Raw genomic sequence first — 12,569 nt, forward strand, 5'->3', positions numbered from 1 at the left:
CTATCGTGACAGAGGTCACTGAGCATTACAAGCACATCAATATGCTGATTATGCACACATAGTTAGAATCCGAGCTGCACAGCCACCTGAAGCAGCAGGCCTTCGGATCCCATGGGTCCCACCAGTTGAATGCCCATCGGCAGGCCCTGCCCGGGGCGGCCATCCGTCCAGTGCACCGGGATGGTGATCGCGGGCAGCCCGCACACGTTCACCAGGGAAGACCAGGGCGCGAATTCGCACTGCTTCCTGTAGTCGCCGTCGGCATCCCCTGCCCACTCCGCTGCCGGCCACCGATCGTCGCCGTGGGCAGCGCCGGTAAACCAGCCCACCGGGCGCGGCGTTTGGGCCAGCGCCGGCATCAGCATCAGGTCCCATTGCCCGTACTGTGCCACCGTGTCCCGCTGGAACTGGCGCAGGAATGCCAGGGATTCGTTGAGCTTGGCGGCGCTGCGCTGCTGCGCCCGCCGCCTGAAGGCCCGGGTGAGGGGCGCCAGCAGCGCCTCGCGGTGCGGGCTGATCCTCGCAGTCCCGACGGCGGCCGTCCAAGCCGTCGTGAAGGCGTCCGGATACCGGTTGTCGTACCGGACGGAGGCCTCCATCACGCTGTGGCCGGCCTTTTCCAGGAGATCGGTGCCAGCCTGCAACGCATCGAGCGCTTCCTCCTCCACCGTGAACGGGAAAGTGGTGGACCACGGACTGTCCAAGGTCACGCCGATCCGCAGCCGGGCGGGTTCCTGGCGGACCTCTTCGAGGTAACTGGTCCCCTGTTGCGGTGCCAGCGCGTCCAGCAGGAGCGCGGCATCCTCCGCACTCCTGGCCAGGGGGCCTGCCACCACCAGCCGCGCCGGATCGCCCGAACTCTCGCCGGACGCCACCACCCCGCGGCCCGGCTTCAGTCCTACCAGCCCGCAGGCGGCCGCCGGGATGCGCACCGAGCCGCCGCCGTCGGTCCCGGGCGCAAACGGGAGGAGGCCGGCTGCGACCGCCGCAGCACTGCCGCCTGACGAACCGCCGGAACTCCGGCTCGGGGCGTGGGGATTGCGCGACGGCGGCGCGATCCGGTTTTCGCTGTAGGCAGTGAGCCCGAACTCGGGAACCTGGGTTTTACCCAGCGAGATGACTCCCGCCGATTTCAGGACGCTCACCAGGGCGCCATCGGTGAGGGCGGGTTTGTGGTCCAGGGCGGCACTGCCGTGGGTTGTCACCACACCCGCCACATCCGTCAGGTCCTTAAAAGCCAAGGGCATTCCGTGGAGCAGCGGAAGGTCTGTGCCGTCCCGGCCGCTGAGCGGCTCCGTCCCTCTCCCGGGCTGCCTTCGGAGCCGGGCGTAGCGGGCGTCAGCAGCGGCGGCCTCGGCCATGGCCTGTTCGGCCGTGACCGTGACAAAGGCGCCCAGGAGCCTGTTCTTGGACTCAATCCGTGCCAGGAAGTGGGCTGCGGCTTCCCTGGCGGAAAGGTCTCCGCCACGCAGCGCCACGCTCAACCGGACCGCGGAAAGTTCATGGATCTCAGCCAAGGAAGCGCGGTTCCAGTCGCAGCTCCGAGGCGGCAGGCCCGCGGCCGTCCGCGTCCTGTGCCGTGACGATGTAGGCTCCCTTGCCCCGGACTTCCGTTACCGCTTCCACCAGTTCAGTGCCGTGGTAAACCAGGCCCACGCCGTCGTCCGTGCAATGGGTTTCCCCCAGTGTGCCGTCGGCCACGAGCCGGTGCACCAGGGGGCGCCGGCGTTCCTCGGAATCGTAGTGGACGCCGTTGGCATAGGGGAGGAATGCCAGGCCGTTGTTCACCGCACGCAGCTCAGGCCCGAACGAATCCGTGGTGCCGCCCTGGAACCAGCAGATGGATCCCGCCGAGATTCCTGCCAGCACCACTCCCTGCTGCCAGGCCCGGTGGAGGATCCGGTCCAGTTCATGGGCACGCCACACAGCCAGCAGGTTCACCACGGATCCGCCGTTAACCCACACCACGTCCTGCTCAAGGAGGTGGGCCTCCGGATCCGCCTGATTCGGCATCGAAAAAAGGTTCAGGTGGCTGAAGTCGAAGCCGGCCAGCCGTGCCGCCTCATCCAGCTCCGCACTAAGCCAGCGCTGGTCCCCGGATGCTGTGCCGAGGTGGGTCACCCGCGGCGCCCGGCCGCTGACTCCCGAAAGCTCGACGGCGTGATGCACCAGGGCGTTGAACTCAAGCCGCGTGCGGGATCCGGGCTGATAGCCCCCGGACGTGGCCAGAATGGTCGGTTGGTCGGCGGTCATGGGTCCTCCTGGGGTCAGGAAAAGCGTAACGTGTCCTGCTTTTCCCGGGCCCGTCAGCGGCTGGCGCTAGGCTGGGAGAAGATCATGATTTTTCCGAAAGAGGGACTCCCGTGAGCGATTTCGATACTGTGCCAGTCAACGACGTGCCCGCCGACGCCGTGATCCTGGATGTCCGCGAAGACTATGAATGGGTGGCCGGACATGCCGACGGCGCCGTCCACATCCCGCTGGAGCAGCTTCCGGCCCGGCTGGAGGAACTGGATCCTGACCAAGACCTGTACGTCATCTGCCGTACCGGCGGGCGCTCCTTCCGGGCAGCCCAGTGGCTGACTGGGCAGGGCTACACGGCCATCAACGTGTCCGGCGGCATGGATCAGTGGCTCGAATCGGGGAAACCCCTCGTGTCCGACAACGGACTCAAGCCCCTGGTCCTTTAATCCCTTCGCAGTTAGTCCATTACTACAAAGGAATACTTAATGCAGGCCTCCCCTGTCACCTACACCTTCCTTGGGCCGGAAGGCACCTTCACCGAGGCGGCACTCATGCAGGTGCCGGGCGCAGCAGAGGCAACCCGGATTCCGGCATCGAACGTAAACGCCGCATTGGATAAGGTGCGTGAAGGATCCGCGGATGCCGCCATGGTACCCATTGAGAATTCAGTGGAGGGCGGGGTAACAGCCACCCTCGACGCCATCGCCAGCGGGCAGGAACTCCGCATCATGCGGGAAGTGCTGGTGCCCATCAGCTTTGTGCTGGTTGCCAGGCCCGGCGTTGCCATCTCCGAGATCCGCCGGATTTCCACTCATGGGCATGCCTGGGCACAGTGCCGGCTGTGGGTGGACCAAAACATCCCCGGCGCAGAATACGTTCCCGGCTCGTCCACCGCGGCGTCTGCAATGGGCCTGCTGGAGAATGATCCACACTACGAGGCCGCCATTTGTGCCCCCATCGTGGCGCAGGAACAGCCCGGACTCAACGTCCTGGCCGAGAACATCGGAGACAACCCGGGCGCCGTCACCCGCTTCGTCCTGGTCAGCCGGCCCGGGGTCCTGCCCGATCGCACCGGGGCAGACAAAACAACGGTGGTGGTCCCGCTGCCGGAGGACCGTCCGGGTGCCCTGATGGAAATCCTCGACCAGTTCGCCACCCGCGGCGTGAACCTTAGCCGGATCGAATCACGGCCCACCGGACAGTACCTGGGCCACTACTTCTTCAGCATCGATGCCGACGGCCACATCGGCGATGCCCGGGTGGCTGACGCCCTGGCGGGCCTCCACCGGATCAGCCCGGCCACCCGCTTTCTCGGCTCCTACGGGCGGGCTGATGCCCAGAGCGCGTTCGTGGCCCCGCACACCTCCGACGATGCATTCCGGGCAGCACATGAATGGGTGGGAGCAATTCTCCAAGGGGAATCGGTCGCCCCCGAAAGCGTTTCCGGAGCTTCGCCCACAGCGTAGATAAATGCCCTCCCCGGTACTTCCGTGAGCCCCCTACTGTGCGTATGCTTGCTTGATCCACCTTGGGGGATGGCCCCTAACGAAGGGAGCGGGTCATGACTACCGGCAGCACTGACAACGACGGCCAGGGAATGATTGTTAATCCCAAGCCCACCGCCGACAACCAGGACTGGGACGGCGACGAAGCAGACCGCGCTGACCGCCTGCGCTTCGAAGAGGAGCAGGCCATGATCCGCGAGCAGTCCGAAGCCCGGGCCGCCGCCAAAGCCGCAGCTGAAGCCGCCGCGAAGAAGGCCAGCGCCTAACCCTTTGCCAATCGTTCTGTTTCTATAGCAGGTTGTTTCAAGCAACCGATGCCCATGCGCCGGCTCACTTACGGCAGCTGGTGCCCTTTGACCCTGACCAGGAGCGATCTGGGTTCCACCCGAACGGTGAGCTTCGTGGCTTCCCCGGAAGTATCGCCGTCGAGCTGGGTGGGCATCGGCTCCGGGCATTTGATGACGATTTTGCCGGAGCGGTACATGGTCATGATCGGCAGGTTCCCCTTGTGTTTGAAAAGGATCTTGCCGTACATGGCCAACCAGCCGATGGCGCTGCGCGGGCTCATGACCACCACGTCCAGCATCCCGTCGTCGATCATGGCCTGGGGAATGAAATCGATGCCGCCGGGAACCAGCCCGCAGTTGGCAAACAGGACACTGCGGATATTCCTGACCTGCTCGGCGCTGTCATCCAGGGAAATGGAAACTTTCTTGCGCCGGCCCGGCAAATGCCGCATCCCGGCCTCGGTGTAGGCGAGCCACCCCACCGCCTTCTTGAGGCCATCGTTCGTGTCGGCGAGCACTTCCGCGTCCATCCCGATGCCGGCAATCACCAGAAAGGCGTGCTCGGAGGAGTGGCCGGTCCGCGAGTTCTCAATCCCCATCCTGGCGGTATCGATATAGCGCTGCCGGCCAAACAAGGCAGTCTGGACGTTCGCGTGGAGGTCGTTGACGTCCAGGTCCACGTTCCTGGCCAGCAGGTTTCCGGTTCCCAGCGGGATGAGGCCCATAGCCACATCCGTATGCGCGAGGGATTCAGCCACCACGCGTACAGTGCCGTCCCCGCCGCCCACCAGGACGACGTCGGGCTTGCAGTCCAACGCTGACTGGACCTGCGAGAATCCCGGATCCTGGATGGTGGTCTCGAAAAAAAGCGGCGGATCCCAGCCTGCCGCGAAGCAGGCTCGCTCAATCGCGGCTTTGGCCTCCGAGGACCGGGCCTTGATGGGATTCAGGACCACGGCCACGCGCTGTTGGCCCAGGCCCGACTCATGGGCGTCCTCGCCGACGGCACTCCTGACGTGCAGGGCCTTGAGCTTGCGCACACCCCACCAGCTGGACACGGCGAAGGCCAGTGCCACGGCACTGAGGAGGTACAGCAGCAGGTCGCTCATGGTCCTTCAACACTATCCCGGCGGCGATGCCCGCGTTTCCGGCTCCTGCTGGCCGACTTGCTGCCGCCGGATTGGTTACTCTTGTCAGGTGATCGACGTAAAAGACCTCAGCGAAAACCCGGACAAGTTCCGTGCAAGCCAGCGCGCCCGCGGCGCGGACGAATCAGTGGTGGACGCGATCATCTCCGCAGCCTCAGCCCGCCGTGCAGCCCTGATCCGGTTTGAGAACCTCCGGGCCGAGCAGAACGTCTTTGGCAAGAAGGTGGCCCAGGCCAAGGGAGACGAGAAGAAGGCCCTCTTGGCCGAGGTCAAGGAGCTCGCCAACACGGTGAAAGCGGCCTCGGCGGAGGCTGACGCTGCTCAGGTTAAGCAGGACGAACTGCTGCGTGCCATCCCCAACCTCATCGAGGAGGGCGTGCCGGAAGGCGGCGAGGATGACTACGTTGTGCTCAAGACCGTTGGAACGCCCCGCGACTTCCCCGACTTCGAACCGAAGGACCACCTGCAGATCGGTGAGCTGATCGGCGCCATCGACATGGAACGCGGCGCCAAGGTCTCGGGCTCACGCTTCTATTTCCTCCGCGGAGTGGGGGCCAGGCTGGAGATGGCGTTGCTGCAGATGGCGATGGACCAGGCCATCGCGGCAGGCTTTATCCCGATGATCACGCCCACTCTGGTGCGCCCGGAAACCATGCAGGGCACCGGCTTTGACGTTAAGCACGACGCCGAGATCTACCGGCTCGCCGAGGACGACCTTTACCTGGTGGGAACCTCCGAGGTGGCCCTGGCCGGCTACCACGCGGATGAGATCCTGGATCTGTCCGCAGGCCCCATCCGGTTCGCCGGGCAGAGTTCCTGCTACCGCCGCGAAGCCGGATCCCACGGAAAGGACACCCGGGGCATCATCCGGGTCCACCAGTTCAACAAAGTGGAAATGTTCATCTACACCACCGTTGAAGAAGCCGCTGCGGAGCACCAGCGCCTCCTGGCCTGGGAGGAAGAGATGCTTGCCAAGTGCGAAATTCCCTACCGGGTGATCGACACCGCCGCCGGTGACCTGGGCATGTCCGCAGCCCGTAAATTCGACTGTGAAGCCTGGGTCCCCACCCAGGGCGCCTACCGCGAGCTGACCTCCACCTCCAACTGCACCACGTTCCAGGCCCGCCGTCTGAACATCCGGGAGCGTGTGGTGAATGACGAAGGCGTTACCAAGGGCACCCGCGCCGTCGCTACGCTCAACGGCACCCTGGCCACCACCAGATGGATCGTTGCCATCCTGGAGCACCACCAGAATCCGGACGGCTCCGTCAACGTCCCCGCAGCCCTGCAGAAGTACTTGGGCGGCCTGGAAGTCCTCCCGGTCCTGTAGTTTCCCGCACGAATCCTGGGCTTGTTCGCGGATCCGGACCTTGATGGCTCGGATCCGCGAACAAGCCCAGGACAAGCCGAATCAGCGGCCAAAGGTTAACACTCACACCGGGGATAACCCTGTGAGTATTTACCGCGAGTTCATTTGGCCTGTGGCGCGCGTCCTAGCGAGGTCGGCGGCTGTCTGCTCTACTAGATAAATGACGACACTGACTGAAACCTCAGTCGCCGGCAACGATGACCGGCGAGAGAACAAAAATACAAAGACATCCAACGCGCTCATGATCGCCCTGGACGTTGACGGGACACTCGTTGACCACGACGGCCACATGTCCGCAGGCGTCCGTGAGGCCGCACAGGCTGTGGTGGGGGCAGGACACGAGGTCATGATCGCCACGGGCCGCTCACTGAACGCGGCCCTGCCCATCATTGAGCAGATCGGCATCGACCGCGGCTACGCAGTCTGCTGCAACGGGGGTGTGACTCTCCGCCTCGATCCGGCCCTGCCTGACGGCTACAAGGTCATCCACAAGGCAACCTTCGATCCCGCCCCGGCCCTGCGGGCGCTGCGCGAACAGCTTCCATCCGCCAAGTACGCCCTGGAGGACGAGGACGGCAACTTCCTCTCCACCGAACGGTTCCAGGACCCAAGTTTTGGCGTCGAGGCCGTCGGCGTGGACTTCCACACCATGCTGGAGTCCACGGCCGTCCGTGTGGTGGTGTTCAGCACGGAGAACACCCCCGAAGAATTCAACCAGGCCATTAAGCACGTGGGCCTGGCGGGAGTCACCTACTCGGTGGGATGGACAGCCTGGCTTGATATCGCTGCCGCCGGAGTGACAAAAGCCAGCGCCCTGGAGCGCCTGCGGACCCGTCTGAACATAGAAACCCACCGGACAGTGGCCATCGGCGACGGCCGGAACGATATCGAGATGCTTGCCTGGGCCGGCCGGGGCGTGGCAATGGGCCAGGCGCCCGAGGAAGTCATCGCCGCGGCCGACGAAGTGACGCACTCCGTGTACGACGACGGCGCCGCCCACGTCCTCCGCAGCCTCCTCTCCTAGGGCTGCTCCCGCCCGCCTTGGCCTGGGACGGGTGGCCGGGAGGCGCTGTCAGTCCCCGCGCAGGACTGCGTGGAACGCGAACGCTGCGTTGCTCCAGACCACAAACAGCAGCGGAGCCGGTGCCAGGGCCACGCCCAGCACCGGCTGGAGCAGCGCAGCCGAGGCGATGATTCCGAGCAGCACCAGCATGGCAACGCTAAGGTACCAGCGCTGGACGCACAGGTAGAGCGATGCCTTGGCCAGGCTCTTGAGCCGGGCGTCGGGAAGAAGTACGACGCCGGCAATCACCAGCACGGCCACGCTCACCGTGGCCGCTGCGGCCACCGCGATGATGGGAATTAGCACCGCTGCCGCCGGCAGCGACTGCACTGCAACGAGGTCAACACCGAGGAACAGCAGCAGCGCGATGGCCGCCAGCCCCAACGGCGCGGTGCGCCGGAAGCCGCGCACATAGCCCCGGAGGAATGAGGCAAACGGCTTGACCGCACCGCCGTCGTCGTTCAGTGCCTGGAACGCGGCGAACAGGCCGCCCAGCGACGGCGGCACCGTGACCGAAAGTGCCAGGAAGAACGGCCATGAAGCCACGGGGTCGGCCACCAGGGCAAGGCAGAGCACCAGCGGGGCGTTGGCCAGGGCCAGCATCACATTCCCCGCCAGGAACGTGTAGACGAAACCGAAGATGCTGCCGAAGGTTTCGAACCCCGGCCCGGCCCACCGGCGCGGCTTCTGCAGTGTGGCGTGCTGGCCCATAGGAATCATCCCTTCATGCCGCTCGTCGCGATGCCCTGGATGAAGTAGCGCTGGCCCACCAGGAAGATGATGAGGATCGGGACCACCGAGATGACGGAGCCGGTCATGATCATGGCGAATTCGGCGTCGAACTGGCCCACAAAGGACCGCAGGCCCAGCTGGACAGTCCAGAGGCGATTGGACGTGAGGTAGATGAACGGGCCCATGTAGTCGTTCCACGTGTTGACGAACGTCAGCAGGGCCAGGCTGGCAAGGGCCGGCTTGGACAGAGGCAGGATCACCCGGGCCCAGATGCCGTACTCGCTCAGGCCATCGATGCGGGCGGCCTCGCACAGTTCATCGGGGATGGTCATGTAGTACTGGCGCATCAGGAACACGCCGAACGCGCCGAAGGCCTGGAGCAGGATCAGGGCGTTGAAGCTGTTGGTCAGCCCCAGCTGCTGCATCATGATGTACTGCGGCACCATATAGGCCTGCCAGGGCACGGCGATGGTGCCTATGTAGGCCAGAAACAGCACGTCCCTGCCCGGAAAACGCACTTTTGAAAAGCCGTACGCTGCCAGGGACCCGGTGAGCACCTGCAGGCAGGTGATGATCACGGAGAGGTAGAGCGAGTTCTGCAGGTACCCCATCATGGGGATGCGGGTCCAGATGTCGGTGTAGTTGCTCCACACGAACTCTGACGGGATCCACTGGATGGGAACGGTGAGGACCTGGTTGTTCTCCTTCAGGGAAGAGGAAACCATCCAGATGAACGGCACCATCAGCGCTACCACCAGCACCGCCAGGACGCCGTAGATGATGGCGTCGGTGGTCCGCGCCTTCCGTTCCCGCGGTGAGCGGCTTCGCTGCATACGACGGCGGTCTTCCGGCGCCGCGAGGGCGAGGCCGGCCAGGAAGGGTGCCTCGGCCTTGAGGTCTTCGGCCATGTTGGTCATCAGCGTTCCCTCCGCTGTTGGAGCTTGAATTGCAGGACGGTGACCGTCAGGACGATGACGAAGAGCACCAGGGAGATGGCGGACGAGTAGCCGAACTTCCCTTCGCCGATTCCTTCCTGGTAGATGAGCTGGGACAGCACCGTTGTGGAGCGGCCCGGCCCGCCGTTGGTCATCACCACGATCAGGTCAAAGACCTTGAAGCTGGACACAGTCAGCATGACCACCACAAAGAACGTGGTGGGCCGCAGCGACGGCAAGGTGACGTTCCAGAAGCGCTGCCACGGGCTGGCGCCGTCCACTTCCGCTGCCTCATACAGTTCGGTGGGGATGGCCTGGAGCCCGGCTAAGTACAGGATCATGTAATAGCCCATGTCCCGCCAGACACTGGTGATAATCACCGCCGGCATCGCCCAGTCGGAGCTGGAAGTCCAGCCCGGAGCCTCGGCGATGCCAACGGCATGCAGGAATTGGTTGATGGGTCCGCTGTCCGGGCTGAAGAGCATGTTCCAGACGACGGCGACCGCCACCAGGGAGGTGATGTACGGGAAGAAGATGGCCACCCGGAAGAAGCCGATGCCTTTGAGCTTGCGGTTCAGGAGCAACGCCAGGACCAGGGCAAGGGCCATGGTCAGCGGGACGTGCCCCAGGGCGTAGACCACCGTGTTGCGCAGCGCCACCCAGAAGGTGTCGCTCTGGACCATCCGCTGGAAGTTTGCCAGGCCCACCCAGCGCGGGGCGCTGAACGAGGTCCACTCCATAAACGACAGGGCGAAGGCTGCGATGACGGGAATGAGGGTGAAGGCCAGGAACCCCAGGAAGTTCGGAAGGATGAACGTCCAGCCGATCAACGTGTTGCGCCTGGCCTGCTTCCGGTTGCCCCGGCTGGTGACAGCCGGGGCCGGAGTGATTGTTTCGGTTGACATGATGGCCTGTTACTTGCCCAGGACTTCGCTCTTGACGCGCTTGCCCATTTCCGTGATTCCGTCAGCCACGGAACGCTCGCCCACCATGATCAGGTCGTGCTCCTGGTTAAGGATCTTGTCGGTGGCCGCGGACTTGTCGCTGACGGGCATTTCCAGCGCGGTCTTGTCAGGGGTGAAGGCCTTCTTCGACAGATCGTCCGTGGGGAGGCCATCAAGCGTGAAGTAGGCGTCCGTCACCGCATCGTTCTGCAGCGCAGGTACAACACCGATCTTGGAGATAACCTTGGCACCCTCTTCACCGGCGGCCCACTCGATGAACTTCTTGGCTTCCTCGGAGTGTGCGGCGTTCTTGTTGACGGCGAAGGCCGTGGGGGAGCCGAAGGTGGTGACATCGCCGCCGGACTTCTTCTGCGGCATCGGCGCCAGGCCCCAGTTGACGTTGGTCTTGCCGTCCTTCTTCGCCTGGAGGATGCCGGCGATGTACCAGGTACCCATGGGCATCATGGCCGCCTGGCCGGTTTCGAACATGGTGCGGTAGCTGGTCTTCTGGCTCTTGGCAGTGCCGAAGTCCAGGGTGGCGCCGCTCTTCTGCAGGTCCAGGGCGGTGTTGTACTGGTCCTCGAAGAAGCCATAGTCACCGCCAATCTGGTCACCGTCGTTCTGGGCGGCGGCGATGGCCTGGATAACGGAGCGCCAGACGTGGTGGTAGGTGCCGTAGACGGCCTTGCCGTCGGCGCCCGTGGTGGTGAGCTTCTTGGCGAGGGCTGCGTATTCGTCCCACGTGAGGTCTGCGGGATCCTCCACCCCGGCGGCCTTCAGGAGGTCCTTGTTGTAGTACAGGAGCCAGAAGTCCTGGCGGTACGGGGCGGCGAAGTACTTTCCGTCCACGTTAAACGCGTCCAGTCCCGCGAGGTTGTCCTTGTCCAGCGTGTCAACCACGCTGTTGATCTCCTGGAGCTGGCCGTTGCTGGCGTACCGCGAGTAGTCGATGACGTTCTTCATGGTCAGGACGTCGGTGGTGTCGCCGCCGGCCAGCATGGTGGTGACCTTCTGGGGGTAGTCATCGGCCAGGATGTCCACAGGCTCGATGTCCACTTTGGGGTTGGCGGCCTCATAGCCGTCGAACAGGGCCTTGAATTCCGGGGTTCCTTCATAGTTCCAGACGGACACAGTCAGGCGGGTCTTGCCCTCCTGGGCCTGGGGCTCCGCCGGGCCGGCGGCTCCTGCGCAACCGGTCATGCCAAGCCCGGCCGTTACGGCCAGCGCGATCGCGGCGAGGGTTGTGCGCTTCATTGCGTTCTCCTTAGGTGAGTGTTAAGTCTGCCGCATCTGCGGCGTGTTGATGTGGGTCAGGCGCTGAGGGAAAGGTCTTCGTGAACCACCTGGGCGAGGAGTTCCTGTCCGGTCAGGTACCGTTCCAGGTCATCCAGTGCGGCGTCGGACATCCTGCGGGTTTCCGTTCCCAGAGAACCGGCGATGTGCGGGGTGATGATCACATTGGGGAGGTCATAGAGCACGGAGTCCGCCGGCAGCGGCTCGGGTTCGGTGACGTCGAGGAGGGCGTGGATCCGGCCGGTGGCGCACTCAACCTCTAGTGCCCTGGTGTCCACCAGTGATCCGCGGGCCGTGTTAATCAGGGTTGCGTGGTCCTTCATGGCCCGCAGCTCCGGTGCGCCGATCATGTGCCGGGTCTCGGGCAGTGCGGGCGCGTGGACGGTCACGATGTCCGACGCCGGCAGGAGCTCTTCCAGCGGGACCAGCCGTCCGCCGGCTGCCTTGACGGCGAGTGGATCGGCGTGCGGATCGCTCACGAGGACGGTGACATCCTGCAGTTGCTGGGCTAGCTGGACCACACGGCGTCCGATCCGTGAGTAACCGATCACGCCGATGACCCGCCCGATGTTGCCGAGCTCGCCGCGCTGCGCGATGTAGCTCCAGTCTTCCCGATGAGTCCGGGCGTCGTTGGCCAGGACGTGGGCCTTCTTCCCGGCCAGGACGATGGAGGCGAAGGTGAACTCGGCCACCGGGATGGCGTTTGCGTCCGCTCCGTTGGTGACCAGGATGCCGCGTTCCCACAGTTCCTCGCTGGCGAAGCTTCGCACCGTCCCGGCGCAGTGGAAGACTGCGCGCAGTTTGGGCATCCGCCCGAGCCGCTCGGACGTGAGCAGCGGGACCCCCCAGCTGGTAACAAGGATTTCGACGTCGGCCAGCCGTTCGGCGAGGCCCGGCGAATCCAGGGAATCCGTCCACGCCCGTTCATCCAGGTCGACGAGTCCGGCGAGACGCTGCAGGCGCGCGGAGTCGAATTGGTCTTCAAAGGTTCCGCTATTCATCACCAGCAGCGCCTTGGGTTTGGCTGACATCAGGGGGATCCTCCTTTC

General features: G+C 64.6%; 13 protein-coding genes. 5 read left to right on the top strand and 8 right to left on the bottom strand.

Features of this window, described 5'->3' with window-relative positions; genetic code table 11:
• Positions 1-62 precede the first annotated feature (62 nt).
• Positions 63-1,517: an amidase gene (locus F8G81_RS01475; RefSeq protein ID WP_267277278.1), complete on the bottom strand. Its 1,455-nt coding sequence runs from the start codon at positions 1,515-1,517 to the stop codon at positions 63-65.
• The gene (locus F8G81_RS01480; RefSeq protein ID WP_267277279.1) at positions 1,510-2,253 is read right to left on the bottom strand and encodes a peptidase E; all 744 of its coding nucleotides are present in this window, start codon (positions 2,251-2,253) and stop codon (positions 1,510-1,512) included. The genes F8G81_RS01475 and F8G81_RS01480 overlap by 8 nt, the downstream gene beginning before the upstream one ends.
• 110 nt (positions 2,254-2,363) lie before the next feature.
• On the opposite strand from F8G81_RS01480, the gene F8G81_RS01485 reads away from it, so the two are divergent.
• The 3 genes from F8G81_RS01485 (at position 2,364) to F8G81_RS01495 (ending at position 4,015) form a co-directional block, all read left to right on the top strand.
• Positions 2,364-2,690 carry a rhodanese-like domain-containing protein gene (locus tag F8G81_RS01485; protein ID WP_267277280.1) on the top strand — a complete coding sequence of 109 codons (327 nt, stop codon included), beginning with the start codon at positions 2,364-2,366 and terminating at the stop codon, positions 2,688-2,690.
• Between the two features lie 39 nt (positions 2,691-2,729).
• Complete coding sequence (pheA, locus tag F8G81_RS01490; RefSeq protein ID WP_267277281.1) at positions 2,730-3,710, top strand: prephenate dehydratase; 981 nt, start codon at positions 2,730-2,732, stop codon at positions 3,708-3,710.
• A gap of 95 nt (positions 3,711-3,805) precedes the next feature.
• Positions 3,806-4,015: a hypothetical protein gene (locus F8G81_RS01495; protein WP_267277282.1), complete on the top strand. Its 210-nt coding sequence runs from the start codon at positions 3,806-3,808 to the stop codon at positions 4,013-4,015.
• Positions 4,016-4,083: 68 nt separating this feature from the next.
• Here the strand turns inward: F8G81_RS01495 and F8G81_RS01500 are convergent, their stop codons facing one another.
• Positions 4,084-5,145: a diacylglycerol/lipid kinase family protein gene (locus tag F8G81_RS01500; RefSeq protein ID WP_267277283.1), complete on the bottom strand. Its 1,062-nt coding sequence runs from the start codon at positions 5,143-5,145 to the stop codon at positions 4,084-4,086.
• A gap of 88 nt (positions 5,146-5,233) precedes the next feature.
• Here F8G81_RS01500 and serS point away from each other — a divergent pair, with 88 nt between their 5' ends.
• Both serS and F8G81_RS01510 read left to right on the top strand, forming a co-directional pair.
• Positions 5,234-6,514: a serine--tRNA ligase gene (serS, locus tag F8G81_RS01505; protein WP_267277284.1), complete on the top strand. Its 1,281-nt coding sequence runs from the start codon at positions 5,234-5,236 to the stop codon at positions 6,512-6,514.
• Positions 6,515-6,713: 199 nt separating this feature from the next.
• The gene (locus F8G81_RS01510) at positions 6,714-7,577 is read left to right on the top strand and encodes an HAD family hydrolase (RefSeq protein ID WP_267277285.1); all 864 of its coding nucleotides are present in this window, start codon (positions 6,714-6,716) and stop codon (positions 7,575-7,577) included.
• A 48-nt stretch (positions 7,578-7,625) separates the two neighbouring features.
• Here F8G81_RS01510 and F8G81_RS01515 read toward each other — a convergent pair whose 3' ends face one another.
• Genes F8G81_RS01515 through F8G81_RS01535 form a run of 5 tightly spaced genes read right to left on the bottom strand, consistent with a single transcriptional unit; the run spans position 7,626 to position 12,551 of the window.
• A complete protein-coding gene (locus F8G81_RS01515; RefSeq protein ID WP_267277286.1) occupies positions 7,626-8,327 on the bottom strand; it encodes a hypothetical protein in 702 nt (233 codons plus the stop codon).
• Positions 8,328-8,332: 5 nt separating this feature from the next.
• Entirely contained in the window at positions 8,333-9,265 is a 933-nt protein-coding gene (locus F8G81_RS01520; RefSeq protein ID WP_267277287.1) for a carbohydrate ABC transporter permease, read from the bottom strand.
• A complete protein-coding gene (locus F8G81_RS01525; RefSeq protein WP_267277288.1) occupies positions 9,265-10,188 on the bottom strand; it encodes a carbohydrate ABC transporter permease in 924 nt (307 codons plus the stop codon). The genes F8G81_RS01520 and F8G81_RS01525 overlap by 1 nt, the downstream gene beginning before the upstream one ends.
• A 9-nt stretch (positions 10,189-10,197) precedes the next feature.
• Positions 10,198-11,481, bottom strand: a complete 1,284-nt coding sequence (locus F8G81_RS01530) for an ABC transporter substrate-binding protein (RefSeq protein ID WP_267277289.1) — start codon at positions 11,479-11,481, stop codon at positions 10,198-10,200.
• Positions 11,482-11,537: 56 nt separating this feature from the next.
• Positions 11,538-12,551 carry a hydroxyacid dehydrogenase gene (locus F8G81_RS01535; RefSeq protein WP_267277290.1) on the bottom strand — a complete coding sequence of 338 codons (1,014 nt, stop codon included), beginning with the start codon at positions 12,549-12,551 and terminating at the stop codon, positions 11,538-11,540.
• Positions 12,552-12,569 lie beyond the last annotated feature (18 nt).

The organism is Arthrobacter sp. CDRTa11 (assembly GCF_026427775.1).
Lineage (GTDB): Bacteria > Actinomycetota > Actinomycetes > Actinomycetales > Micrococcaceae > Arthrobacter.